This window comes from Kitasatospora sp. NPDC056531, from assembly GCF_042794375.1.
GTDB lineage: Bacteria > Actinomycetota > Actinomycetes > Streptomycetales > Streptomycetaceae > Kitasatospora.
The window spans coordinates 297969-322375 of record NZ_JBHTTU010000002.1 but is presented as its reverse complement, the minus strand read 5'-3'; the positions used below and the strand labels follow the sequence as shown (position 1 = coordinate 322375).

General features: G+C 72.4%; 23 protein-coding genes and 1 pseudogene. 14 read left to right on the top strand and 10 right to left on the bottom strand.

Annotated features, from left to right (window positions below; all coding sequences use genetic code 11):
• The gene (locus ACFQ87_RS04135) at positions 1-231 is read right to left on the bottom strand and encodes a hypothetical protein (RefSeq protein WP_380609000.1); all 231 of its coding nucleotides are present in this window, start codon (positions 229-231) and stop codon (positions 1-3) included.
• Positions 232-416: 185 nt separating this feature from the next.
• On the opposite strand from ACFQ87_RS04135, the gene ACFQ87_RS04130 reads away from it, so the two are divergent.
• Both ACFQ87_RS04130 and ACFQ87_RS04125 read left to right on the top strand, forming a co-directional pair.
• The gene (locus ACFQ87_RS04130) at positions 417-1364 is read left to right on the top strand and encodes an LAETG motif-containing sortase-dependent surface protein (protein ID WP_380608999.1); all 948 of its coding nucleotides are present in this window, start codon (positions 417-419) and stop codon (positions 1362-1364) included.
• 101 nt (positions 1365-1465) lie between these two features.
• On the top strand, positions 1466-2284 hold the full coding sequence (locus ACFQ87_RS04125) for an LPXTG cell wall anchor domain-containing protein (protein WP_380608998.1): 819 nt from the start codon (positions 1466-1468) through the stop codon (positions 2282-2284).
• A gap of 76 nt (positions 2285-2360) precedes the next feature.
• On the opposite strand, the gene ACFQ87_RS04120 is transcribed toward ACFQ87_RS04125, so the two are convergent.
• Positions 2361-2999, bottom strand: coding sequence for an ATP-binding protein (locus tag ACFQ87_RS04120; protein ID WP_380608997.1), 639 nt, complete (start codon positions 2997-2999; stop codon positions 2361-2363).
• Between the two features lie 229 nt (positions 3000-3228).
• On the opposite strand from ACFQ87_RS04120, the gene ACFQ87_RS04115 reads away from it, so the two are divergent.
• The 11 genes from ACFQ87_RS04115 to ACFQ87_RS04065 all read left to right on the top strand — a co-directional run bounded on the left by ACFQ87_RS04115 (position 3229) and on the right by ACFQ87_RS04065 (position 15729).
• A complete protein-coding gene (locus ACFQ87_RS04115; RefSeq protein ID WP_380608996.1) occupies positions 3229-4029 on the top strand; it encodes a hypothetical protein in 801 nt (266 codons plus the stop codon).
• Between the two features lie 198 nt (positions 4030-4227).
• Positions 4228-4977, top strand: a complete 750-nt coding sequence (locus ACFQ87_RS04110) for a YcnI family protein (protein WP_380608995.1) — start codon at positions 4228-4230, stop codon at positions 4975-4977.
• Positions 4978-5054: 77 nt separating this feature from the next.
• A complete protein-coding gene (locus tag ACFQ87_RS04105) occupies positions 5055-5741 on the top strand; it encodes an SCO family protein (RefSeq protein WP_380608994.1) in 687 nt (228 codons plus the stop codon).
• Between the two features lie 150 nt (positions 5742-5891).
• A complete protein-coding gene (locus ACFQ87_RS04100) occupies positions 5892-6398 on the top strand; it encodes a copper chaperone PCu(A)C (protein ID WP_380608993.1) in 507 nt (168 codons plus the stop codon).
• 13 nt (positions 6399-6411) lie between these two features.
• Positions 6412-8430 carry a copper resistance protein CopC gene (locus ACFQ87_RS04095; RefSeq protein WP_380608992.1) on the top strand — a complete coding sequence of 673 codons (2019 nt, stop codon included), beginning with the start codon at positions 6412-6414 and terminating at the stop codon, positions 8428-8430.
• Positions 8427-9701: an iron uptake transporter deferrochelatase/peroxidase subunit gene (efeB, locus tag ACFQ87_RS04090; protein WP_380608991.1), complete on the top strand. Its 1275-nt coding sequence runs from the start codon at positions 8427-8429 to the stop codon at positions 9699-9701. The genes ACFQ87_RS04095 and efeB overlap by 4 nt, the downstream gene beginning before the upstream one ends.
• A 189-nt stretch (positions 9702-9890) precedes the next feature.
• Entirely contained in the window at positions 9891-10826 is a 936-nt protein-coding gene (gene pheA, locus ACFQ87_RS04085) for a prephenate dehydratase (RefSeq protein ID WP_380608990.1), read from the top strand.
• Between the two features lie 522 nt (positions 10827-11348).
• A complete protein-coding gene (gene serS, locus ACFQ87_RS04080) occupies positions 11349-12623 on the top strand; it encodes a serine--tRNA ligase (protein WP_380608989.1) in 1275 nt (424 codons plus the stop codon).
• Positions 12620-13453, top strand: coding sequence for an HAD family hydrolase (locus ACFQ87_RS04075; RefSeq protein ID WP_380608988.1), 834 nt, complete (start codon positions 12620-12622; stop codon positions 13451-13453). The genes serS and ACFQ87_RS04075 overlap by 4 nt, the downstream gene beginning before the upstream one ends.
• 241 nt (positions 13454-13694) lie before the next feature.
• Positions 13695-14426 (top strand): FadR/GntR family transcriptional regulator, encoded by a 732-nt coding sequence (locus ACFQ87_RS04070; protein WP_380608987.1) that lies wholly within the window; start codon positions 13695-13697, stop codon positions 14424-14426.
• Between the two features lie 64 nt (positions 14427-14490).
• The gene (locus tag ACFQ87_RS04065; protein ID WP_380608986.1) at positions 14491-15729 is read left to right on the top strand and encodes a CynX/NimT family MFS transporter; all 1239 of its coding nucleotides are present in this window, start codon (positions 14491-14493) and stop codon (positions 15727-15729) included.
• A 4-nt stretch (positions 15730-15733) separates the two neighbouring features.
• Here the strand turns inward: ACFQ87_RS04065 and ACFQ87_RS04060 are convergent, their stop codons facing one another.
• The 8 genes from ACFQ87_RS04060 to ACFQ87_RS04025 form a co-directional block, all read right to left on the bottom strand.
• Positions 15734-16450, bottom strand: a complete 717-nt coding sequence (locus tag ACFQ87_RS04060; RefSeq protein ID WP_380608985.1) for an ABC transporter permease — start codon at positions 16448-16450, stop codon at positions 15734-15736.
• A 52-nt stretch (positions 16451-16502) separates the two neighbouring features.
• A complete protein-coding gene (locus tag ACFQ87_RS04055; protein ID WP_355675653.1) occupies positions 16503-17420 on the bottom strand; it encodes an ABC transporter ATP-binding protein in 918 nt (305 codons plus the stop codon).
• 51 nt (positions 17421-17471) lie between these two features.
• Positions 17472-18371, bottom strand: coding sequence for an ABC transporter permease (locus ACFQ87_RS04050; RefSeq protein ID WP_380608984.1), 900 nt, complete (start codon positions 18369-18371; stop codon positions 17472-17474).
• Positions 18355-19383 carry an ABC transporter ATP-binding protein gene (locus ACFQ87_RS04045; RefSeq protein WP_380608983.1) on the bottom strand — a complete coding sequence of 343 codons (1029 nt, stop codon included), beginning with the start codon at positions 19381-19383 and terminating at the stop codon, positions 18355-18357. Before ACFQ87_RS04045 ends, ACFQ87_RS04050 begins: the two co-directional genes overlap by 17 nt.
• Before the next feature lie 524 nt (positions 19384-19907).
• Positions 19908-20489, bottom strand: coding sequence for a hypothetical protein (locus ACFQ87_RS04040; protein WP_380608982.1), 582 nt, complete (start codon positions 20487-20489; stop codon positions 19908-19910).
• A gap of 332 nt (positions 20490-20821) precedes the next feature.
• The gene (locus ACFQ87_RS04035) at positions 20822-21493 is read right to left on the bottom strand and encodes a hypothetical protein (protein ID WP_380608981.1); all 672 of its coding nucleotides are present in this window, start codon (positions 21491-21493) and stop codon (positions 20822-20824) included.
• 742 nt (positions 21494-22235) lie between these two features.
• Complete coding sequence (locus ACFQ87_RS04030; RefSeq protein ID WP_380608980.1) at positions 22236-23480, bottom strand: hypothetical protein; 1245 nt, start codon at positions 23478-23480, stop codon at positions 22236-22238.
• A gap of 32 nt (positions 23481-23512) precedes the next feature.
• Entirely contained in the window at positions 23513-23827 is a 315-nt protein-coding gene (locus ACFQ87_RS04025; RefSeq protein WP_380608979.1) for a hypothetical protein, read from the bottom strand.
• 80 nt (positions 23828-23907) lie between these two features.
• On the opposite strand from ACFQ87_RS04025, the pseudogene ACFQ87_RS04020 reads away from it, so the two are divergent.
• Positions 23908-24144, top strand: a pseudogene (locus ACFQ87_RS04020) (LLM class flavin-dependent oxidoreductase); the annotation flags it as partial.
• Positions 24145-24407 lie beyond the last annotated feature (263 nt).

Genomic DNA, 24407 nt, shown 5'->3' with positions numbered 1-24407 from the left:
TCAGGGGTGCTCGGCCGCCAGGTAGGGCTGCTCGCGCAGGAAGTACGCCCCGCAGGTGTGGCAGCACAGTTCGGGGGTCCTCCCCCAGTCCACCGCCTCCCGCACCGGCGCCCCCGGATCGAGCTCGCGGCCGCACATCGCCACGCTCTGCCCACCCCGGACCATGTGCCACAGCCGCACCCCGCCGGCCTCGCCGTCGGCGCCGTACTCGGCTCGCATCTGGTGCATCATGCACCCCATCGTCCGACCGCCTCCGGAGCCCGGCAACCGGGGGCTCCCGTCCCCGCTCCCCCCGTCGAGATCCAGCCACCGCCGCCCGGTAGGGTACGCGGGCGCGACCAGCTCCGACGGCCTTCGCCGAAGCCCCAAGTCGCCCGAAATCAGCCACATTTCACCCAAAGCTGGAGCCTTGTAACGTGCGCTCTTCCCGCCTGCTGGCCTCCGCGGCCCTGGTCGCCCTCACCTTCGGCGCCACCGTCGGCGCCGCCACCGCGAGCGCCGTCGGGATCCCCGCGACCCCGACCCCCACCGCGCCCCCGAGCGCCACCGCGACCACGCCCGGCACCCCCGCTCCGACGGCCACCGCCCCGGCCACCGCCAAGCCGACGAACCTGCCGTCCCTCCCGGCGCCGACGCCGACCAGCGCCGACCGTTGCCACGGCGGCGTCTACCAGAGCTCCCTGCTCAAGGCCACCGGCACCGGCCTGTACGGCACCACCCTGGTCAAGGGCGGCCCGGCCGCCGAGGTCACCGTGACCTGGGAGAACAAGAGCGGCGTCGACCTGCCCGCCGTCCACAACTCCTACTACGTCACCGACGAGTTCGACGGAGGCCGCCCGGTCGAGTGGAGCACCGGGTTCTTCGACGTCCAGCTGAACACCGGCGACGGCTGGAAGTCCGTGCAGCTCAACGACCGGAGCCTCCGGGTGCCGGACTTCAAGCTGGCCAAGGGCGAGAAGCTCACCTACAAGGTCCGGATCGCCGCCACCGCGAAGGCCCCGGTCGGTCGTTACGGCGCGAACTACGAAGCCGGCTCGGACGCCTTCGACAACGACAAGGTCCCCACCCCGGCCAACAACAAGGCCCAGGCCTGCACGCAGTTCCTCGACGACTACCTGGGCGAGTTCCACGTCGCCGACGCCGGTGGCGCCACCACCCCGGCCACCACTCCGGCCGCCGTCCCGGCCTCGGCCTCCGCCGCCTCCGTCTCCGCCTCGGCGTCGGCGTCGGCCGGTCCGGAGCTGGCCCACACCGGTGCCGACTCCAACACCCTGCCGATCGCCCTCGGCGGGGCGGCGGTGCTGGCGGCCGGTGCTGGCACCCTGTTCGTCCTGCGCCGTCGCAAGGCCGGCGCGCACAGCTGATCCCGCACGGGATGAACCCGAGGGGCGCGGACAACCGTTCGCGCCCCTCGGTGGTCTTCCCCCGGAGAGCGCCCACCCGACCCGACTGCTGGAGCCCATCGATGCGACCCGCCCGCCTTCCCGCCGCCTGCACCTTCCTCGTGCTCACCGCGGGCCCGGTCGCCCTCGGTACGGTCCCTGCCCTCGCCGCCGACTCCTCGCCCACGGCGGCGCCGTCGGCAACCCCGGCGACGCCCTCGCGGACGCCCTCGGCGACGCCGTCCGCCCCGGCCGCGAGTGCCACGACCGGCCCCACGGAGGCCCCGTCCGGCAGCGCCACCCCCACCGCGAAGCCCTCGGCCACCCCGACCGCCACCGGCTCCGCCGCCGAGTGCCCGGAGGGCCCGATGGCGGTCACGATGCCGGTCACCGGCAGCAGCACCACCCCGGGGCAGCTCTCGGTCACCTTCGACAACATCAGCACCACGACGGTCAAGGAACTCGCCACCACCGTCGCCCTCGCCGACGGCGGCAGCGACCTCAGCGCCGAACTGCGCACCCCAGGGGGTGCTTGGAAGCCCCTCACCGCCTCGGGGACGCCGACCAACGCCGGCACCTACCAGCTCGCCGCGGGCCAGAAGCTCACCCTCCAGCTACGGGCCGCCGCCCTGGGCGACCACCGCCTCACCTTCACCGCCAAGTCCGAGGTGCTCCCGTCCGGCTCCGCCCCGGCGAAGAAGTACACCTGCCCCCAGCTCACCGCCACCTACACCTCCGACACCAACACCAACGGCACCCCCACCCCGCCCGTCGGCCCCACCCACCTCGCCGACACCGGCGCCGGCACCGCCAGCCGCCCCCTCGCCATCGCCGGCACCACCGCCCTCCTCCTCGGCGCCACCCTCGTCTTCCTGACCCGCCGCCGCCCCACCGAGGACTGAGCGCCGGGCGGCGCGACCACCGACGGGCCACTGCTCCGCGCCCGGTCCGGCCGTGGAGCGGCGGCGCGGGCCAAGGTCAGGAAGCGGCCCTCAGCAGCGCGTCGTCCTGCCACTTGAGGATCTTGTCGAAGCTCACGATGGCCCCCCTGAGGGGGTGGTTGCGGAGCTGGACGTGGTCGGTGAGGGCGTGGATGAGGAAGAGGCCGCGGCCGGATTCGGCGGTGAGGTCGGGGAGGGTGCCGAGGTCGACCGGGCGGAGGGTCGGGGCCGGGGGGCGACAGGGGAGGACGTGGGTGTCGTAGGGGTGGCCGTCGCGGCGGGGGCGGTGGGCGGTGAGGACGCGGGCCGGGACGGTGGCACGGCCGCGGCGGGAGCGGCGGGCCCCTCGGCCGGTCGCGGCGGGGCGGACCGGGGTGGGGGTAACCGGGCGGCGGGCGAGCGGGGCGGCGGGGGCCGGCAGGCCGGGGCCGGAGTCGGTGACCTCGATCCGCAGGCGGTCGCCGATGATCGAGGCGGTGACCTGGAAGCCGTCGTCGGGCCGGCCGGTGGCGCCGTGCTCGACAGCGTTGGCGCAGGCCTCGGTGAGGGCGACGCCGAGGTCGTCGGCGATCTGCGGGTCGACACCGGCCGTCGCCATGGCACCGAGCAGGATGCGCCGGGCCAGCGGAACACTGGCCGGGTCGCGCTTGAGGTGCAGAGTCCACCAGATGTCCACGGGAGGTCCCTCCTGGCTGCGGCTCCACATACAACTAGGTATCTCCGGGCGATTCGGCGGTGAACCGTGCCCGGGGGCGGCTACCGCCCGTTCGGCGGATGGACTGGGGACGGGGTGTGTGCCGAAGGGCGCACACCCGGTGGTGCACGCCGCCGCTGAACGGGGCATTCGTAGGGATTTCCCACCCTGCCCGTGACGGCGGTGTACGCGATGAGATGATGGCCCGGCCATGACTGCCCTCCCCGCCGCCCCCGTCCCGGGCGCCTCCGTTCCGGTCCGGCCGGTGGGGGTCGCCGCCTGGGATCTGCGGCTTGCCCGGGCGGTCCCGTTCGCGCTGGTGTGCACGCTGATAGCGGCCGCCGGGCACGCCCTGGCGGGTGGCGGCGACGTGCCGCCGGCCGCGCTGGCGACGGGTTTCGCCGCGGCGCTGGTACTCGCGGTGGCCTGTGGTGGACGGGAGCGTTCGCTGGCGGCCATCGCCGGGGCGCTCGGCGCGGGGCAGCTCGGACTGCACTGCCTCTTCCACGGCTTCGGCGGTGGCGGCATGCACCACGGTGCGATGACCATGCCGCAGGCGGCCGGCCGACTGATCTGCAACGAGGCCCACCCGGGCACGCTGGTCGGCCTGCCCGGCGGTGCGTCCCCCGAGCAGTTGGTCTCCTCGGCGGGCCTGGACCCGCACGCGTACGCCGTCGCGCCCTGGTGGCAGGGCGGCGTGTTCGGGATGACGCCGTCGATGCTGGCCGGGCACCTGGCCGCCGCGCTGGTGGCGGGCTGGTGGCTGCGGCGCGGCGAGGCGGCGCTGTGGCGACTGGTGCGGGTGGCCGCGTCGGCGGCCCGGGAACACTGGGCGGCGCCGCTGCGCTCGGCGTTCGTGCTGGTGGCCGCGCTGCTGCGCGGTCTGTTCGGCGTGGCCGGTCCGGCCAGCCGGTTCGGGGCCAGGGGCGGCGAAGGCCTGCTTCCGGCCGGTGCGGTGCTGCGGCACAGCGTGGTGCGGCGCGGTCCGCCGTGCGGGGTCCTCGCGTACTGACCCGGTGTTCCCCGTGCGTGCCCGTAGGGCCGTACCGGGTTCGCGGTGAGGTGCGCGGTGTCCGGGCCGTTCCCGTCCGCCACAGGGACGGCGGCCCCAGGCTCTGCCCCCACGTCCCCACGTGCGGCCCCGCCGAGGCACGGTTCCCCCGTCGCCCGGCAGTGCGGGCCGCCGAGCTCCGATCGGAGACCCCGCATCATGCGTTCCCTTCCCGCCCGCCGTCTCGCCGCCGTCGCCCTGACCGCCGCCGCCTCCGTGGTGGCACTGGCCGGCCCCGCCTTCGCGCACGTCACCGTGAACCCGGGTTCGGCGGCCCAGGGCGGCTACACGGCCGTCGACTTCCGGGTGCCGAACGAGAGCGACACGGCGAGCACGGTGAAGCTGGAGGTCAACCTCCCGCTGGACCACCCGCTGGCCTCCGTCCGGACCCTGCCGCTGCCGGGCTGGACCGCGAACGTCGAGAAGTCCAAGCTCGACAAGCCGATCAAGGTGCACGGCAGCGACGTCACCGAGGCCGTCTCCAAGATCACCTGGACCGCCGACGCCGGCACCAAGATCGCCCCCGGCCAGTTCCAGGAGTTCCGGGTCTCGCTCGGCCCGCTGCCGACCGACGCCGTCGGCATGGAGTTCAAGGCCCTGCAGACCTACGACAACGGCGACGTCGTCCGCTGGATCGACGAGTCCCAGGACGGCCAGCCCGAGCCGGCCCACCCGGCCCCGGTCCTGAAGCTCACCAAGGCCGCCGGTGGCGACGACCACGGCGTCACCGCCTCCCCGGCCGCCGGCGCCCACGGGGACAGCTCCGACCACGCCGCCGCCTCCGGCGACACCAAGTCCAGCGACAGCACCGCCCGCACCCTCGGCGTGGTCGGCATCGTGGTCGGCGTGATCGGCACCGCCGTCGGCGTGCTCGGCCTGCGCCGCAAGAGCAGCGGCTCCGCCTCCTGATCCCCGAGCCGGCGGGGCCGTGCCCGTGCCCGGGTACGGCCCCGCCGGCGGTCCACCGCAGACGATCGGAACACCCCATGCCCCGCACCACCCGTACGAACCGCGCCATCCGCACCACCCGGCTGGCCGGCGCCGCCGCCCTCGCGCTGACCGCCGCCCTGACCCTCTCCGCCTGCGGCTCCTCCGGCGGCGGCTCGACCGCCGCCAAGGTCACCCAGCAGAAGGAGGACACCCCGTACCAGGGCACCAAGCTCGCCAAGAACTTCGAGAAGCCCGACCTCCAGCTGACCGACACCTCCGGCCAGCCCTACGACCTTCGGCAGCAGACCAACGGCAAGGCCACGCTGCTGTTCTTCGGCTACACCAGCTGCCCGGACGTCTGCCCGACCACCATGGGCGACATCGGCGTGGCGATGAAGGCGCTCCCGGCGGAGGACCGGAAGAAGATCAACGTCGTCTTCGTCTCCACCGACCCGCAGCGCGACACTCCCAAGGTGCTGCGCACCTGGCTGGACTCGATGGGCAGCGACTTCATAGGCCTCACCGGTGACCTGGAGAAGGTGAAGACCGCCGCAAAGTCGCTCGGCATCATGATCGAGGACCCGGTGGTCAACGCGGACGGCACGGTCACCTCCACCCACGGCGCCCAGGTGCTGGCTTTCCTCCCCTCGGACGACAAGGCGCACGTGCTCTACATGAGCGGCACCGAGGAGAAGACCTACGAGCACGACCTGCCGCTGCTCGCCAAGGGGGTTGCGGCGTGAGCGAGCGAAGGGAGCTCACCATCAAGGGGTGCGCGTTGCGCGAAGCGCCTGCCGAGCGCAGCGAGGTGGGCGCATGAGCGAGCGAAGCGAGCTCACCGTCAAGAGGTGCGCGTTGCGCGAAGCGCCTGCCGAGCGCAGCGAGGTGGGCGCATGAGCACGTCGACAGCCGGCACCCGACGGTTCCGCCGGTCGGCCCTGGTGGGCGCCGTGGTCGCCACCGCCCTCGGTGGCGGCGCCATCCTGGCCGCCTGCGGGACGGGCGGCCAGGACGGCGCCGGCGACGCGGGCCCGGCGAAGCTGAGCGTGGCCGACTCCTACATCCCGCTGCCCCCGGCCGGCGGGATGGGCGCCGGCTACCTGACCGTCCGCAACGACGGCGGGCCGGACCAGCTGGTCAAGGTGACCAGCCCGGCCGCCGGCTCGGTCACCATCCACCGCTCGACGGCGTCGACCATGGAGCAGGTGGACAGCCTGGACGTGCCCGCGCACGGCGCGTTGCAGCTCGCCCGCGGCGGTACCCACCTGATGATCATGGGGTGGCAGAAGGCCCCCGCCCTGGGCGACGAGCTGGAGCTCGACCTCACCTTCGCCAAGTCCGGCACCATCTCGGTCAAGGTGCCGGTCAAGGAGCTCACCTACCGGCCCGGCCAGAGTTAGGGAACCCGCCAGCATGCAGAAGGCCTCGCACCGCCGGACCGTCCCCCTGCGCATCGCCCCCCGACGCGTCGTCGGAGCGCTCGGCACGCTCGGCGTGCTGCTCGCGCTGATGCTCGCCGGCGCCGGACCGGCCTCCGCCCACGCCACCCTGGACTCCACCGACCCGCGGCAGAACTCGGTGGTCGCCACCGCCCCGCAGGCGGTCACGCTGACCTTCAGCGAGACGGTGTCGCTGTCCAGCGACTCGGTCCGGGTGCTGGACCCGGCCGGCAAGGCCGTGGACGCCGGCAACCCGGCACACGCCGACGGCCAGGGCAACACCGCCCGGGTCGCGCTGAACAGCGGGCTCGCCAACGGCACGTACACGGTGGCCTGGCGGGCCGTCTCGGAGGACTCGCACCCGGTCGGCGGGGCGTTCACCTTCTCCATCGGCGCACCCTCGGACACCTCGGTGTCCGCCACCGCGCTGCAGGGCGCCAGGGCGGACGGCCTGGTCTCCGCGCTGTACGGCACCGGACGCACCGTCGCGTACGCGGCGTTCGCGTTGCTCGCCGGGGTGGCCGCGTTCGTGCTGGTCTGCTGGCCGGCCGGCGCGACCCGGCGTCCGGTGCAGCGACTGCTGATGACCGGCTGGACGACGCTGCTGGCCTCGACCGTCGCGGTGCTGATGCTGCGCGGCCCGTACGAGCGCGGCTCGGGCATCGGCAAGGCGCTCGACCTGTCGCTGGTGCGCGCCACGCTGGACGAGCGGATCGGCACCGCGCTGGCCGCCCGGCTGCTGCTGCTCGCGGCGGGCGGGATCTTCCTGTCGCTGCTGGTCGGGCAGTTGGGGCAGCCGCAGCGGCCCGCCCCCGCGAAGGCCGGGGAACCCGACGAGCACGACGAGGACGCCGAGGCCGCCGAGCTGCGCGAGCTGGAGCAGCGGGCCGCCGAGCGGCCGCAGCGCGAGGCCCGGCTGGGCCTGGGCGTGGCCGGGCTGGTGCTGGCGGTCGCCCTCGCGGCGACCTGGGTCGGCGCCGACCACGCCTCGGTGGGCATCCAGGTCTGGCTGGCGCTGCCGTTCGGCATCCTGCACCTGATCGCGATGGCGCTCTGGCTGGGCGGGCTGGCCTCGCTGCTGGTCGGGCTGCGCGAGGGCGTCGGTGCCGAGGTGGTGGACCGCTTCTCGATGGTCGCCTTCGGCTCGGTGGCCGTGCTGGCCGTCACCGGGATCTACCAGTCCTGGCGGGGCCTGGGCAGCTGGGGCGCGCTGACCGGCACCGAGTACGGGAGGCTGCTGCTGGTGAAGACCGGCTGCGTGGCCGTCATGCTCGGCGTCGCATGGATCTCCCGCACCTGGCTGGCCCGGCTGCGCTCGGCCCCGGCCGAGGCGGCGGAGGTCGAGCGGGCCGAGGTGCCCGAGCCGGTCGAGGTCGCGGCGCACGACGGGGACCCGGTCCGGCGGGCGCAGCTGGCCCGGCAGCGGGCCGCCCGGGCGAGCGCCGGACGCGACCGCGGGCTGACCCCGACCCGGGCCGGGCTGCGCCGCTCGGTGCTGGTCGAGGCGCTGGTCGCGGTGGCGGTGCTGGTGGTCACCACGATGCTCACCAACTCCCCGCCCGGGCGGGTGGCGGGCGAGATCAAGTCGGCCGGGAACACCGCCCCGGTGGCCGGCGGGTCCGCGGCGGCTCCGCAGACCGAGCCGGGCCGCACGGTGGAGCTCAAGCTGCCGTACGACACCAAGGGCCGGACGCCGAACGCCAAGGGCACCGCGACCGTCACCCTCAACCCGGCCAAGGCCGGTCCGAACGAGGTCGAGCTCGCGCTGGACGGTACGGACGGGAAGCCGGTGGACGTCCCGGAGGTGCAGCTCGCCTTCACCCTGCCGGACCGCGACCTGGGCCCGCTGCCGGTGGCGCTGGCCCCGGAGGGCACCGGCCGCTGGAGCGGCACCACGCAGCTGCCGCTGGCCGGCACCTGGGTGGTCTCGGTGCAGATCCGCTCCTCGGACATCGACCAGACCACACCGACCCAGCAGTTCAAGATCGGGTGAGCGCGGTGGACCAGAAGGAGAAGGGCCCGGCGGGCTTCACCCGTCGGGCGTTGCTCGGCACGGCCGGCGCCGGACTGCTGGTCGGCGCCGGGGCCGGGGTGGCCGGGGCGGTCGCCTACGACGGCCCGTCCGACGACCGGGCGGACCGGGCCGGCCAGGGCGGCGCGCTCGGCGCGGGCCGGGTGCCGTTCCGCGGCGGGCACCAGGCCGGCATCCTCGAACCGCAGCAGACCAGGGTCCAGCTGGCCGCCTTCGACCTGGCCGACGGGGCCGGCCGGGACGGGCTGCGCACCATGCTGCAACGCTGGACCAAGGCGGTGGACCGGCTGACCGCCGGGGAGCCGGCCGAGGAGTTCGACAACCAGGTCGCGCTGGACGCCGGGCCCTGCTCGCTCACCGTCACGGTCGGCTTCGGCGCCGCGCTGTTCGACAAGGCCGGGCTGGCCGACCGCCGCCCGGCGGCGCTGGAACCGCTGCCCGCCTTCACCGGCGACGCGCTGGACGCGGCGCGCGGCGACGGCGACCTGTTCGTCCAGATCGGCGCCGACGACGCCCTGGTGGCGGTGCACGCGCTGCGGACGCTGCAGAAGCTGGCGGCCGGGACGGCGGCGCTGCGCTGGCAGGCGGCCGGCTTCGCCCGGACCCCCGGGGCCACCGCGCGGCCGATGACCGGGCGCAACCTGATGGGCCAGATCGACGGCACCAACAACCCCAAGCCTGGCGAGGAAGGCTTCGCCGGCAAGGTGTTCTGCGCGGCCGGCGGGGACCAGCCGGCCTGGCTGGCCGGGGGCTCGTACCTGGTGTTCCGACGGATCCGGATGCTGCTGGACCACTGGGAGGAGCTGCCGGTGGAGCGGCAGGAGCGGGTGATCGGGCGGCGCAAGGCGGACGGTTCGCCGTTGAGCGCTCCGGCCGGCTCCGGCGAGGGCACCGCGGTGGACCTCTCCGCACTGGGCCAGGACGGCGCTCTGGCGATCCCCTCCGACGCCCACGTGCGGGTCGCGGCCCCGGCCGGCAACGGCGGGGCGGCGATGCTGCGGCGCGGCTTCTCGTACCACGACGGCCTGCTGCCGGACGGCTCGCCGGACGCCGGGCTGCTCTTCCTCGCCTTCCAGGCCGACCCGCGCAAGGGCTTCACCCCGGTGCAGCGCAAGCTCTCCCGGGGCGACGGGCTCTCCCGCTTCCTGCGGCACGAGGCGAGCGGGCTGTACGCGGTGCCGCCGGGCGTGCCGGCCGGAGGCTACCTCGGGCAGCAGCTGCTGGAGGGGTAGGGCCTGTCCCTCGGGTTTCGTCGGATCCGGCCAGGACCCAGGAGACAGGCCCTCGGTTCGGCAACTGCGGTCCCGGCCACTGAAACGCTTTCATGCCGGGGCCGCGGAATCGTTATGGTGGCTGCTTCGGCACCACCCCGCTCATGCGGCACCCCGCTCAGGAACCATCCCACTGGCAACGGAGGCGTCATGTCGGCCACCCGCTACACCTATCTCGGCCCGGCCGGCACCTTCACCGAGGCGGCGCTGCACACGCTGCCCGAGGCGGCGACCCGGGAGCTGGTGCCGCTGTCCTCGGTGGCGCTGGCGCTGGACGCGGTGCGCGGCGGGGAGGCGTCCGGGGCGTTCGTGCCGATCGAGAACTCGGTGGAGGGCGCGGTCACCGCGACCAACGACGAACTGGCCGCCGGCACGCCGCTGATGATCTACCGTGAGGTGCTGCTGCCGATCTCCTTCGCGCTGCTGGTGCGGCCGGGCACCGAGCTGTCCGGGATCAAGACGGTGACCAGCCACCCGGTGGCCCAGCCGCAGGTGCGCCGCTGGCTGGCGGCCAACCTGCCGGACGCCAAGTGGGAGTCGGCCGCCTCCAACGCGGACGGCGCCCGACTGGTCGCCGAGGGCCGGTACGACGGGGCGTTCGCGGGCGAGTTCGCGGCGCCGATCTACGGGCTGGACCCGCTGGTCAAGGACATCGCGGACGCGCAGAGCGCGACCACCCGGTTCGTGCTGGTCGGCCGTCCGGGGCGGGTCTCCTCGCCGACCGGCGCGGACAAGACCTCGATGGTGGTCTGGCTGCCGGACGACCACCCGGGTGCGCTGCTGGAGCTGCTGCAGGAGTTCGCGGTGCGCGGGGTGAACCTGATGCGGATCGAGTCCCGGCCGACCGGCGAGGGGCTGGGCAACTACTGCTTCCTGATCGACTGCGAGGGCCACCTGTCCGAGCGCCGGGTGGCCGAGGCGATGATGGGCCTCAAGCGGATCAGCCCGCAGGTGCGGTTCCTCGGTTCCTATCCGCGCGCCGACCGCCAGGTGTCCAAGCACCGGCGGCCGGGGACCTCGGACGAGGATTTCGCCGCGGCGGCGGACTGGCTCTCCCGCGCGCTCGACGGGCGCGGGGACATCTGAGCCCGGGCATCCGGGCGACATCTCTTGTCTTTCTAACCTTTTCCGACCGTTATCGACCGGGCCGATCGGCCGGGGCGGGGTGACCGTTCCGTCGTCCACAGGGGCGCCCGGGGCCGGAGGCCGCTGTCCACAGGCCTCCCCGCTGTCCACAGCCGGAAGTTATCCACAGGCCTGGGGATGAGTCGACAAACCGGTATAGCCATTGCGCAGAACTGGTCGGACCATCGGTTTGCGTCGCAGAGATGACTAATCCGACCAGAGTCACCCGCTTGCCTGCAAATCACCCGTCCGAGTGCTTCAATTCCCTCACCCGAGAGGGTCGAATGAGGTTTGAAACCTCAATTTCGTGGTTCCGGCGAGCGGACGCCGATCCTCCCCATCAATCCACAGCCCCGGCCCCAGGCCTGTGGATAACCAATCCCCGGAGAGTTCCCCACAGGAGTTATCCACAGGCTCGGGTGAGTTATCCCCAGGGGAAAACCGGTACCGGTGGAGGAACGCCCGCCCGGTACGCTAGGCCCTGTGATTGACCTTCGCCTGCTCCGTGAGGACCCTGACCGAGTACGCGCCTCGCAGCGCGTCCGTGGCGAGGACGTCGACGTGGTCGACGCCCTCCTCTCCGCCGACGAGCGGCGCCGGTCCTCGGGCAGCCGCTTCGACGAACTGCGCAACGAGCAGCGGGTGCTCGGCAAGCAGGTCGCCCAGGCCAAGGGCGAGGAGAAGACCGCCCTGCTGCAACGCACCAAGGACCTGGCCGCCGAGGTCAAGGCCGCGGACGCCGAGCAGAGCGCGGCCAAGGAGGAGGCGGACCGCCTGCTCCGCTCCCTGGCGAACCTCATCGACCCGGCCGCCCCGGTCGGCGGCGAGGAGGACTTCGTCACCCTGGAGGAGATCGGCACCCCGCGCGACTTCGCCGCCGAGGGCTTCGAGCCCCGCGACCACGTCGAGCTGGGCCAGCTGCTGGGCGCGATCGACACCGAGCGCGGCGCCAAGGTCGCCGGTGCCCGGTCCTACTACCTGACCGGCGTCGGCGCGCTGCTGGAGCTCGCCCTGGTCAACATGGCGATCGCCCAGGCCACCGCGGCTGGCTTCATCCCGATGATCACCCCGGCCCTGGTCCGCCCGGCCGCCATGGACGGCACCGGCTTCCTCGGCCAGGCCGCCGAGAACGTGTACCACCTCGGCGACGAGGACAAGTACCTGGTCGGCACCAGCGAGGTCCCGCTGGCGGCGTACCACATGGACGAGATCATCGACGCCGAGAAGCTGCCGCTGCGCTACGCCGGCTACTCGTCCTGCTTCCGCCGCGAGGCCGGCACCTACGGCAAGGACACCCGCGGCATCATCCGCGTCCACCAGTTCGAGAAGGTGGAGATGTTCGTCTTCACCACGCCCGAGGACGCGGAGAACGAGCACCGCCGCCTGCTCCAGTGGGAGAAGGACTTCCTCAACGCGCTGGAGCTGCCGTACCGGGTGATCGACGTCGCCTCCGGCGACCTCGGCTCCTCGGCCGCGCGCAAGTTCGACATCGAGGCCTGGATCCCCACCCAGGGCAAGTACCGCGAGGTCACCTCGACCTCCAACACCACCGAGTACCAGGCCCGCCGCCTGTCGATCCGGATGCGCGAGGAGGGCAAGACCCGCCCGCTCGCCACCCTGAACGGCACCCTGGTGGCCGTGCCCCGCACCATCGTGGCGATCCTGGAGAACCACCAGCAGGCCGACGGCTCGGTCGTCGTGCCCGAGGCGCTGCGGCCGTACCTCGGCGGACGCGCCGTCATCGAGCCGGTCAAGTGACCTCTAGCGCACACCCGAACGGTGGCGACCTGCCCTACCGGCTGGTCGCCACCGATCTCGACGGCACCCTGCTGACCAGTGAGGAGACCGTCTCCGAGCGCACCCGCGCCGCGCTGGCCGCGGCCGTCGGCGCGGGCGCGCTGCACATCATCGTGACCGGGCGCTCGGCCGTCTGGGCCCGCCCGGTCTTCGACGAGATCGGCTACACCGGGATAGCGGTCTGCGGCCAGGGCGCCCAGGTCTACGACGCGGGCGCGCACAAGCTGCTCACCTCGCTCACCCTGGACCGCCGGCTCGCCGCGCTCGCGATCGAGAAGATCGAGGCCGAGACCGGCCCGCTGGCCGTCGCCGCCAACCAGGACGGCCTGGACGGCCAGGTGCTGGCCGGTCCCGGCTACGAACTGCTGATCGGCTCCGACCTGCCGGTCGTCCGGGTCGAGCGCCACGAGCTGCTCGCCTCCCCGGTCAGCAAGCTCTACATCCAGCACCCCGGCCTGACCGACGACGCCCTCGCCGAGGCCGCCCGGCACGCCGCAGGCGGACTGGTCGGCGTGGTGATGGCCGGGGCCGGCGTGGTCGAACTGCTGCCGCTGGGCCTGTCCAAGGCCACCGGCCTGGCCGTCGCCGCCCACCGCCTGGGCGTGCGCGCCGCCGACACCATCGCCTTCGGCGACATGCCCAACGACGTCCCGATGTTCGGCTGGGCCGCGCACAGCGTGGCCATGGCCAACGCGCACGAGGAGCTGCTCGCCGTCGCCGACGAGGTCACCGCGAGCAACGACGAGGACGGCGTCGCCGTCGTCCTGGAGCGCCTCTACCCCGCGCGCTGAGGCCCGGGGGATCCGCGCACCGTGTGGGACGTGCCGGCCGGGCTGCCCGGACGCGCGCCGACGGATTTTCCAGGGCCCGGTCGACGTGGCGGTCCTGCGGGCGCAAACAGACCGGGACTGACCGTTCCAGGAGGGCTCCAGGAGGGTTGGGGAGGGTTCACTCCGGCAGTTGTAGGATGACCGGGCAAGCGGTTGTAGGATGACCGATGACTGATCAGCGGCGTGCGAAGGGAGGCCCGGAATGAGCGGCGACGGCAACAGCCTGCAGGCGGCCGGGCGGCGTTCCCTGGTGGACACCGCGATCGACCAACTGCGCGAGCAGCTGGTCGGCGGGGCCTGGCCGGTGGGATCGCAGATCCCCACCGAGCACGAGCTGGCCGAGCGGCTGCAGGTCGGGCGGAACACCGTGCGGGAGGCGATCCGGGTGCTGGTGCACGCCGGAATGCTGGTCTCCCGGCAGGGCGAGGGGACCTTCGTACGGTCCACCAGCGACCCGGCGGCGGTGCTGCGCGGCGTCCAGCGCTCGGGCATCCGGGACGTCCTGGAGGTCCGCGCGGCGCTGGAGACCGAGGGCGCCCGACTGGCCGCCCTGCGGCACACCCCCGAGGACGTCCGCCGGATGCGGGCCGCGCTGGCCCGTGAGGCCGAAGTGTTCGCGGCGCACCCCGAGCGGGCGAGCCGCGAGGCCACCGTCGAGCACGACCTGGAGTTCCACACCGCTGTCGTCGAGGCCGCGCACAACCCGGCGCTGACCGAGGTGTACCGCTACTTCGGCGCCTCCGTGCGCGAGGCCATGACCTCCGCCTTCGGCGACCACGACATGCCCGAGGCGGTCGTGGCCACCCACGAGGCGCTGGTCGACGCGATCGAGAGCGGCGACCCGGACCGGGCCGAGGCGGCGTGTCGTGCGCTGCTCGCCGGTCCGACCGCGGCCGTCGAGCAGCTGCTCGCCGCCATCGCGGCCCGGAAGTAGGACGGCGCGAGCCCCTCTCCCGCCGTCCGCATCCCCCCTTGATTCACGAAAGAACAGCACACCCATGGCCGTCACCCGTGCCCAGCAGCCGGTGGTCACCACCCCTGCCCCGCTCCCCCCGCGCTCCCGGCTGGCCCACCCCGCCCTGCTGCTGACCGGCATCGTGCTGGTCGCGCTGAACATGCGCGCCTGCCTGGCGGCGATCTCCCCGATGGTCGGCGAGATCCAGCGGACCTTCGGCCTGTCCGCCACCGCGAGCGGGCTGATCACCACCGTCCCGGTGCTGTTCCAGGGCGTCGGCGCCCCGCTCACCCCCCGGCTGACCCGCCGCTTCGGCGCCGAACGGGTCGTGCTCGGCGCGGTGCTGGTGCTGGGCGCGGGCGTGCTGCTGCGGGTGCTGCCCTCGGTGTACGCGCTGTACGCGGGCTGCGTGGTGATCGGCGTGGCCATCGCGGTGCTGAACGTGTCGATGCCGGGCCTGGTCAAGCGGGAGTTCCCGGACCGCGCGGCGACCATGACCGGCGTCTACTCCACCACCATGCTGGTCGGCGCGACCCTCGCCGCCGGAACGTCCGTCCCGCTGGAGCACGCGCTCGGCGGCGGCTGGCGGGCCTCGCTCGGCGCCTGGTCGTTGCTCGCCCTGGTCGCGGCGGTGGCCTGGCTGCCGCAGGTGCTGCGCTCCCGGCAGGAGAAGGCGGCGGTGGCCGCGGCCGCCCAGCCGGGCAAGCCGATCGAGGGCATCTGGAAGTCCCCGCTGGCCTGGCAGATCAGCCTGTTCATGGGCATCTCGTCACTGCTGGTCTACATCCTGGTCGCCTGGATGCCGACCATCCTGGCCGACCACGGCATGGACCGCGGCCAGGCCGGCCTGGTCTTCGCCTTCTCCAACCTGGTGCAGGTGGCCGGCGCCTTCCTGGTGCCGCTGATGGCCGGCCGGATGACCAGCCAGCGCGCCCTGGCGGTGACCATGGCGGCCCTGAACGGGCTCGGCATCGCCATGCTGCTGGTCGCGCCGGTCTCCGCCGCCTGGGCGTCGGCGGCCGTCCTCGGCGTGGCCCAGGGCGGTTCGCTGGGCCTGGGCCTGGCCTTCATCGTGCTGCGCACCGGCACTGCGGCCGGAGCCGCCCAGCTGGGTGGGATGTCGCAGGCGATCGGCTATCTGGTCGCTGCGGCCGGCCCGGTCGGCGCCGGTGCGCTGCACCAGCTCACCGGCGGCTGGGACGCCACGCTGATGCTGATGCTGGTCCTGGTCCTGGTGGTCGGCGCGGCCGGCTGGGGCGCCGGGCGCAACCGGACCCTCTGAACCGTCACTCCTCCGCGACGAGGGTCAGCCCGGCGAGCTTCACCGAGGCCAGCACGGCCGCCGCGACGGTGACCACCAGCAACAGCGGCACGGCCGCGCCGAACGAGACGTCGGCGCCGACCGCGGTGTCCCCGGCCACCGCCTCGGCGACCGCCCGGCCCCACTGCTGGATGCTCAGCGTCCGGGCGCCCTCGACGAAGTTGCCGATCAGCGACTCCCAGATCAGCGCGTACGCCAGCCCGGCCACCACCGCGTGCCGGGTGACCACGCCGAGCAGCAGGAACGACGCGCTGTACGCGACCCCGGCGACCAGCACCGCGACGGTGTAGCCGAGCGCCACGCCGTCCTTCGTGCCGTACAGCAGCAGCCCGGAGACCAGCGTCGGGACGGCGGCGAACACCCAGACGGTGCCGATCGCGACGGACAGCTTGGTGGTGACGATCTGCCAGCGCGGCAGCGGCTTGGCCAGCAGGTAGACGATCGAGCCGTCGTCGATCTCGGTGGCGATCACCCCGGTGCCGACCACCAGGCCGAGGATCGGGACGAGGGTGCCGAGGTCCAGCTGGCCGAGGATCTTGACGGTCAGGCTGTGCGCGTCGCCGCTCGACCCGGCGGCGATCGCCGAGACGATCAGCAGCAGGGCCGGGGCCACCAGTAGCAGGGCGCCGCGGCGGCGGCCGAGCAGGCCGCGCAGGGTCAGCCTGGCGACGGTCGGGTTCATGGTCGGTCGGCCCCTTCCTGGGTCCGTTGGGTGGCGTGGATCAGGTGGGGGGTCATGCCGAGACCAGGTACGAGAAGACGCTCTCCAGCGACTCGTCCGCCGGGGAGACGGTGTACAGCCGGATGCCGGCCTCCCGGGCGACCCGGGGCAGCAGGGTGGTGAAGCCCTGGAAGTTCACCGCCTCGATCCGCAGCGCCCGCTCCCGCTCGTCCACCTCGATGCCGGTGGTGGAGCCGTCGGCGATCAGCGCGGCGGCGAGCCGGCGGTCGTCGCTGGAGCGGACCAGGTAGCGGTGCGGGCGGTCGGTCATCAGTCGCCGGATCCGGCGGAAGTCGCCCGAGGCGGCGTGCCGCCCGGCCACCACGACCTCGATGTGCCGGGCCAGCTGCTCGACCTCCTCCAGGATGTGGGAGGAGAACAGCACCGTCCGGCCGTCCGCGCCGAAGCGGCGCAGCAGCTCCATCAGCTGGAGCCGCTGGCGCGGGTCCATGCCGTTGAAGGGCTCGTCCAGCAGCAGCACGGCCGGGTCGTGGACGAGGGCCGAGGCCATCTTGACCCGCTGCTTCATGCCCTTGGAGTACGTCCCGGTGCGGCGGTCCTTGGCGTACGCCATCTCGACCAGGTCCAGGGCGCGCCGGGCGGCGGCGCCGGGCTGGGGCAGGCCGTGCAGCTCGGCGTTGGCGAGGACGAACTCCCAGCCGGTCAGGTAGTCGTACATCGACTCCCGTTCCGGGACCAGACCGATCTGCCGGTACACCTGCTGGTTGCGCCAGATCGGCGCGCCGTCCAGGGTGACCGCGCCGCTGGACGGGGCGAGGAAGCCGCTCATCATGTGGATGAGGGTGGACTTGCCCGCGCCGTTGGGCCCGAGCAGGCCGGTGATGCCGGGGCCGATCGACATGGTGATGTCGTTGACCGCGACCACGTTCCCGAACCAGCGGGAGACCTTGTCGATGCTGATGGTGGCCATGCCGCCCTCTCAGACGTTCCTGCCCGGACGTTCCTGCTCGGACGTTCCTGCTCAGACGTTCCTGTAGCGGCGCAGCAGGAGGCGGTACGAGCCGACCACCATCGCCACCGCGACCAGTGCGAACACCACCAGGCCCAGCCCACCCGGGGCGTGCCGCCGGTCGAGCCCGGCGCCGAGGTCGAACACCTCGTTGACCACGGCCTCCACCAGGCCGTTGGGCGAGATCAGGGAGGTCCACTGGGCGGCGTCCGAGCCGCCGGGAGTCGGGTTGCTGATGCCGACCGCGATCGCGGCCACCGCCGAACTGACCGCCAGGTATCCCATGATGGCCGCCACCCCGAAGCCCCGGCGCGGGGTGCTCGCCGCGATCACCAGCGAGACGGAGGTCGGCACCAGGGCGTACAGCGCGGCCGCCGCCAGGCCGTACAGGAAGTGACCGGTGTTGTACGCGAAGTCCATCCCACCGAGCAGCGCACCGATGTAGAGCACCAGCAACGGGGCCGCCATCAGCAGGAGTTGGGCGCAAGCCATGGCGGCGAACTTGGCCCGGACGTAGTCGGTGCGGGTGATCGGGCGGGAGAAGTAGAGCGGGACGGTGTGGTACCGGAGGTCCCGGGAGAGCAGCACCGGCGCCTGGGAGGCCAGGAAGACCGAGACCACCAGGCCGAGGCTGGAGAGGTAGCCGGCGTACTCGACCGGGAGTTCGTCCCGCTTCATGGAGAGCGCGAGCGCCACGAAGATCACCGCGGGGACGGTGACCACGCCGAGCATCAGCATCGGCAGCACCTTGGACTTGCCGGAGCGGCCGAGGCCGTAGGCGGCGCGCAGGCTCTGGGTGAAGAGCGAGCGGGTCGCGTAGGCGCGGCCGAGCCGGGGGCCGGTGTAGCCGCGGTAGCCGATGTCGTGGATGACACCGGTGTCGGCGGGCCTGGCGTCAGGAGGCTGCGGCATCGTCCGTCCCTCCCCTGCTGTCCTGGTCCTGCCGGGTGTCGGTGAAGAGTTCGGCGACCCGGTGGCGGCGCTGCTCCAACCGGACCAGGCCCAGGCCCAGTTCGGCGACGGTGTCGCGGATGGTGTCGTAGGTGTCCTCACCGGCCAGCCGGACCAGCAGCAGGTGCGAGCCCTCGGACTGGACGGTGAGGCCGGCCGCGGCGAGGCGTTCGCGGACCTCGGCGCCGGGCTCGGCGACGGCGTCCAAAGAAGGGTGCGCAGCGGAGCGGCCCGGATGAGGGTGGTGGTGGGCGACGGGTGGGAGGTCGGTGACCTCGACCGCGAGGACGGCCGTCGCCTCGGTGAAGGAGGCGGTGGAGGAGGAACGCAGCAGCTTGCCGCCGTCGATGACGACCAGGTGGTCGCAGGTGCGCTCCAGCTCGCCGAGCAGGTGGGTGGTGACCAGCACCGAGATCCCGAAGTCGGTGTGCACCCGGCGGATCAGCCCCAGCATCTCGTCCCGGCCGGCCGGATCGAGGCCGTTGGTCGGCTCGTCCAGCAGCACCAGCTCGGGGTCGTGCACCAGCGCCTGGGCGAGCTTGACCCGTTGCTTCATGCCGGTCGAGTAGCCGCCCATCGGGCGGTACCGCTCCTCGTACAGGCCGACGTGCCGCAGGGTGTCCGCGGTGCGCTCGCGGGCGGCGGTGGCGGGCAGTCCCGCCATCCGGGCCATGTGCACCACGAACTCGGTCGCGGAGACGTCCGGTGGCAGGCAGTCGTGCTCCGGCATGTAACCGACCCGCTCGCGGATCTCGGAGCCCCGGGTGGCGACGTCCAGGCCGAGCACCTCGCCGCGGCCGGAGGTCGCCGGGGCGAGCCCGAGCAGGATCTTGATCAGAGTGGACTTGCCCGCCCCGTTGGCCCCGACCAGCCCGACGACCCCGGGCTGCACCTCGACGGTCAGCTGGTCGAGGGCGGTGACCCGGGGGAACCTCTTGGTGAGGCCCTCGGTCTTGATGACAGCAGTGGACACACGCTCAACGTAACGGGCTTGCGCCGCAAGGGCTATGAGCGTGAATGACGAGGCCTCCTGCTGCTGCGGTATGACACCGGGCCGGATCTCCCCTAGGGGTAGCAGACTCGGAACCGACCTGTACTCTTATCAAACTCTTTAGACTTATCTGCCAATTTGCTTACCAACGGGGTGTCGGCGCGGCGCGCCGGCACGGAGGGGGAGCGATCGACGTGTCTGATCGGGCGACCGCGTTCGACCAAGTCGATGGCCCCTTCGGCCACGTCCAAGTGGTGGTCACCGCAGGTGAGGCCCCATCGACGGGGAGACAGCCTTCGGCTGCGCGCTGAACGGCAGAGCCGAGTCCTACCGGGCCGCTGTCAGGTTCGGACGCGGCTTCCCCAAGGACGACATCCCGGACCGGGAACACTTGGCCGAGCTCGCCACCGGCTTCGCCGAGCGCGCCGCCGAGAAGCTCGGCTGCGCCAACGGCGCCGAGTCGCTCACCGTGCAGTGAGCGCCCCGGCGCCGTACCCTACGTCGCATCAGGAGCTCGGACGCTCCCACATCTCGACGACCTTGCCGGAGGCGTCGATCGCCACCTTGTAGGCGCCGGCCGAGCAGGGGTACGAGCCCTTCTGGTTGCCCGGCGTGGCGATGCACTCGTTGATGTGCTTCGCCAGGTCGGCCGCGTTGACGTCCTTCGGCGCGGCCACCACCGACTTCAGGTGGCCCTTGGCGGTCGGCGCGAACGGCGCGGTCTTCTCGGCACCCACCGCCTCGAAGTTGACGTCGTCGACGCCGCAGGCGTCCTTGGTGTCCTTGTAGGTCAGCGTCGTCGCACTGGTGCCCTTCACCGGGATGATCCACTTCTGCCCGGCGGGCAGCGGGTCGTGGGTGCAGAAGCCCTCCGGGCCGCCGTCGGTGGGCTTGCCGGTCGGGGCCGGCTTGGCGGTGCCGGTGGCCGGGGCGGCGGTCGGCGAGGCAACGCCGCCGGTGGCGGGTGCGGCGGTGGCGGTGGTGCCGCCCGCGCCCTGGTCCGACGAGTTGTCCGGGCCGCAGGCCGCCAGGCCGAACGCGGCGGTGGTGACCAGAGCCGCGGCGAGCAGCCTCCTGGAAGCAGACATGACGAAAGAACCCCCGTTTAACGCATGATCAGATGCAGGTGCGGCGGACAGACTAGCGCCTCGCTCCGACGACCCCCGGAGATCACCGTCCGGCCGGAAGCCCGCTGTCGCGGACCGTCGACATGGCCACCGGCCCGAGCACCGTCTACGAGCGCACCGGACTGTACCCAGGCGCACAGCCTGTACCCAGGCGCACAGCGGCCCGCCCTGGCGCAACTGTCGTCGCGGCAACCCTTGACCCGACGAGATGAACTGGCACTACAGCAGCAGATCTTGATGTTGTGGTCGGCGGCGATGCGGGACCGCGGGATGGTCCGTGACGTGACGGCGTGTCAGTACCAGTGGGGCGGGCGGTTCGAATCAGCCTGCTGGACCTTGGCGGCCAGGTCGTGGCCGTCGCGGGCGACGCCGTACCTGTCCATGACGTAGTTCATCGATGAGGCGATGTTCGCCACCCCGTCGTAGATGTGGTTCGAAGTCCCCGGCTGGTGGTAGTGGGCGAACACCGGTGGTATGCACTGCGCCACGCCGCGTGAGCAGTACAGATGGCAGCCGTCTGACTGGAACGGGCCATGTGCGTTCGCATCATTGTTGTTGACTGCGTTGAAGTTGTAGCTGGACTCGCGGAAGGTAAGCGTCTTGTACCCAGGCAGCCACGACGTGACGGGGATGTCCAGGAGCTCGCAGACCCGCACGATGGCAGCGATCGCGCTGGCGTCCGTGACCCTGTCGAAGATCACGTCCGACATCCGGATCCCTTGCGCGAAGCCCAGGGCAGGCTGCCCGTCGGTGACGGAGAACAGTCCGCTCTCCTGGCCGAGCCGGTTGAGGGACGTAGAACCGGGGACGCCGTCCGCGTCTCTGCCACTGAGGCCGTAGGAACGTTGCAGAGAACTGTAGGCGCTGATGGTCAGCGTGCCGAACGCGCCGTCCACGAAGGCCGGGTCCAGCAGCCCCCGGGCAGCCAGCGCCTGTTCGACAGGCTTCACGTCGGCGGGGTACACGCCCGCTCCCGGAGGGGCGGGCGGATCGACCACTGCTGCTCTGACTACGTGTGAGAGGTCTACCTGCGTCATGTGATCACCGTCCCTGAGTTGCCCCTGTCTCCACCGTATGACCGGGTGGTTGGTCCTGCACGGTGGGCTTCGGCCGGGGGGTAGGCGCCGGGATCGAGTTCGGCGTGGACGGTCGGACCGTGCGGGTACGGGCGGCGCCGATGGTGACGACGACGACTTCACGGCAGGTCTGCGGGCGTTCGCGCCACTTGGTACCGATCCCTGAGATCGCTGCGCGACTGCGGCAGATCGCCCGGTACCGGTCGGCCCCCGTAGGGGCGATGCCTCACGCAGATGCGAAGCGCGACGACATCCCGGAATGAGTAGAGGATCGGCCGGGAGGCGGAGATCCCCGGCACCAGGACGGCACCACGCGGGCCCGTAGCCCTGCGCCAGTGGGACAGCTGGCGCAGGGTGGCGCCGGACAGCATGGCAGCGATCTTCGGCTCGTAAGACACGGCGGCACCTCCTGTAGCTCACACAACGGCGTACGGAACCGCACTTCGTGGTCTCTTGCAGCCGGCGTGCCCGCCAGGATTTCACCTGAACGGGGACTCGCCAGAGACCGGAGCTCCGCCGGTCACCCCCGAGGAGGTCAGGGGAGATCTGGCGGGAGTGCAGCCGATCACCGAGCGGGCGGAGAAGGCCATGCCGCACATGGGTCGCTACTGATCACCGAAAGTCGGCGCGGTTACGGATGGTCGGGCTGACGCGGCACCCGCCTCGCCCTGGTGAACTTCTGCCGTCCGGCGCCGGCGGCGAGCTCGCCGAGGCGCTCGCCGACCACGGAGACGCCGGGTCGGGGCTCCTGCGCGTAGTACCAGGGCTTGCGCCGGCGCAGCAGCTCCTCACCGTGCTCGCCCCAGGTGAATCCGGGCTTCCGCAGCAGCTTCCGGAACACCGCGTCGACCGTCTCCGGGTAGGCGGCGGCCAAGCGGCGGATCGGCAGCGGCGCGATCGACTCCTCGCGCAGGTATGCGCGCAGCGCGTCCTGGTAATGCCTGCGGCCCGCGAGGGCCGGGTCCGCGAAGAGGTCCTGAAGCATCCCGTAATCGGCGTAGAAGTTGAGTCCGTCGACCTCGTCGTAGATGACGCCGACCGTGTCCGAGTCCCCGAGGGCTTGCGGCAGTTCGAAGGCCGGCAGGTCGATCCCCGGCAGACGCCTGCCCCGGGCCCGGTCGGGCCTTTCTGCGACTGCGGACTCCTGCCGGTGCCGGTAGTAGGTGTTGAGCCTCTCCTCGACCTCGGCCGGGGGAAGGACCAGTTCGTCACTGCCGCAGAACTCGATGAACGCGGTCCGGTCCGCCCGCATCGACTCCCATCCCTGCTCGATCTTCTCGGGGTTGCGGAAGACCAGTTCGGGTTGACTGGTGGCCAGGTGGAGCGCGGCCCGGGCGATCTCGGTCGCGCTGGACTTCGGGTAGGACGACATGGCGCCCGAGATCAGCCACGCCCCGTCGGCCGAGTGGAGGGGCACCAGGCACGCGAGGAGGAATCCCCCCTTGGACACTCCGCGGAAGGCCGCCCGCCCGACGTTCGAGTACGTGCGGTACTCGAGGTCGTCGACCAGGTTCAGCAGGACGACGGCGTCCCCGTCCTTGCGCCGGATCTCGAAGATGCCCTCGACCGGATCACGCCAGCCGAGCAGCATCGCCCGGTCGGCTTCGCTCAAGTCCCCTCGTCCGGCGACGAATCGGTCCACCACGGTCACCCCGTCCGGCAGGCGGTACCGCAGGATGAAGTTGTCGATGATCCGGACCGCCTCACCCTCGTCCAGCCGCCGCTCAGGGCCTGCTGCCTCCAGTAGGAGGGGGGTCAACCACCGATCGAAGCGCGCGCTCTGGGCGAAGACGACGAGTTCGCCCTTCAGGTCGGAACTTCGCTCGATCAGGCCTTGCAGCGACGGCTCGTCCTCGGTCCGCACAACAGCGGTCATGCGTGTCCTCTCGATCTTGAAGGTTCCGACGCTCACTGCGCCCAGTAGTAGCGATACGCCTCGACCCACTCCGCTCCGTCCGGAGCCGGGTCCGGCAGCGGAAGGTCCAGCAGCCCGATCGCCTGCCGGAATCCGCCGTGGGTGCACAGGGCGACGATCCTTCCGTCCTGCGAGAGGTCGACGCCGCGCACGGTCACCTCGACGCCCAGCACCACAGTGCTGAACGGCACCGCCAGGTTGTCCTCGACGGCGGTGAACAGAGCCGACACCTGCTCGTGCTCGTCGTAGGTGTCGACCGTCGCCTCATCGACCAACGCGGCCAGTTCCCTCTTGCTCAACGCGCCCATGGCGCCACGCTAGCCGACCTGCTCGCGCCGCCTTGCGGGCGATCCGAAGCACCGCCGATTCGCGCGCGTTTCGTCACTGCATGCGCTTGAGTGCCGTTATCCTCCCCATCCACCGGTGGGGCGAGGGGCAGAAGATCTGGCGGCGGGCCGAGGAGCTCGGATTCCATGCCGCGTACACCTATGACCACCTGTCGTGGCGGAGTTTCCGGGACGAGCCGTGGTTCGGGTCCGTACCCACGTTGACCGCCGCGGCGATGGCTACGCAGAGCATCCGCTTGGGTACCCTCGTGACGTCGATCAAGCCTCGTTCACCCATCGCGACCTGACCTGCGACGACGCCTCGCCGCTCCCGTTCCCGTTCCCGTTCCCGTTCGGATCCGACTCGCCTTTGACGATGCGCGGTCGCCTCGCGCGTCACCCGGACAGCCCAGTGCCGGAGCCGGTGAAGACGGAGCGCGTTTCCGTCAGCCACGGCGCGGCCGCAGGGGGTTGTGTCTGCGGCCACACTCTCGCGTTGGGGTCGGGAAGGATCGCCTCCCCGGAGACCACGTCCGTTTGTGTCTATGTGGACACGAACAAA

What these genes read in the sequence shown, in the direction of transcription:
- ACFQ87_RS04110 (WP_380608995.1), top strand. Translation starts at nt 4,228, where the DNA reads ATGCGTTCCCTTCCCGCCCGCCGTCTCGCCGCCGTCGCCCTGACCGCC.
- ACFQ87_RS04060 (WP_380608985.1), bottom strand. Translation starts at nt 16,450, where the DNA reads ATGAACCCGACCGTCGCCAGGCTGACCCTGCGCGGCCTGCTCGGCCGC.
- ACFQ87_RS04115 (WP_380608996.1), top strand. Translation starts at nt 3,229, where the DNA reads ATGACTGCCCTCCCCGCCGCCCCCGTCCCGGGCGCCTCCGTTCCGGTC.
- ACFQ87_RS04070 (WP_380608987.1), top strand. Translation starts at nt 13,695, where the DNA reads ATGAGCGGCGACGGCAACAGCCTGCAGGCGGCCGGGCGGCGTTCCCTG.
- ACFQ87_RS04095 (WP_380608992.1), top strand. Translation starts at nt 6,412, where the DNA reads ATGCAGAAGGCCTCGCACCGCCGGACCGTCCCCCTGCGCATCGCCCCC.
- ACFQ87_RS04030 (WP_380608980.1), bottom strand. Translation starts at nt 23,480, where the DNA reads ATGACCGCTGTTGTGCGGACCGAGGACGAGCCGTCGCTGCAAGGCCTG.
- ACFQ87_RS04065 (WP_380608986.1), top strand. Translation starts at nt 14,491, where the DNA reads ATGGCCGTCACCCGTGCCCAGCAGCCGGTGGTCACCACCCCTGCCCCG.
- ACFQ87_RS04135 (WP_380609000.1), bottom strand. Translation starts at nt 231, where the DNA reads ATGATGCACCAGATGCGAGCCGAGTACGGCGCCGACGGCGAGGCCGGC.
- ACFQ87_RS04100 (WP_380608993.1), top strand. Translation starts at nt 5,892, where the DNA reads ATGAGCACGTCGACAGCCGGCACCCGACGGTTCCGCCGGTCGGCCCTG.
- ACFQ87_RS04040 (WP_380608982.1), bottom strand. Translation starts at nt 20,489, where the DNA reads ATGTCTGCTTCCAGGAGGCTGCTCGCCGCGGCTCTGGTCACCACCGCC.
- ACFQ87_RS04050 (WP_380608984.1), bottom strand. Translation starts at nt 18,371, where the DNA reads ATGCCGCAGCCTCCTGACGCCAGGCCCGCCGACACCGGTGTCATCCAC.
- pheA (WP_380608990.1), top strand. Translation starts at nt 9,891, where the DNA reads ATGTCGGCCACCCGCTACACCTATCTCGGCCCGGCCGGCACCTTCACC.
- ACFQ87_RS04055 (WP_355675653.1), bottom strand. Translation starts at nt 17,420, where the DNA reads ATGGCCACCATCAGCATCGACAAGGTCTCCCGCTGGTTCGGGAACGTG.
- ACFQ87_RS04125 (WP_380608998.1), top strand. Translation starts at nt 1,466, where the DNA reads ATGCGACCCGCCCGCCTTCCCGCCGCCTGCACCTTCCTCGTGCTCACC.
- ACFQ87_RS04025 (WP_380608979.1), bottom strand. Translation starts at nt 23,827, where the DNA reads ATGGGCGCGTTGAGCAAGAGGGAACTGGCCGCGTTGGTCGATGAGGCG.
- ACFQ87_RS04105 (WP_380608994.1), top strand. Translation starts at nt 5,055, where the DNA reads ATGCCCCGCACCACCCGTACGAACCGCGCCATCCGCACCACCCGGCTG.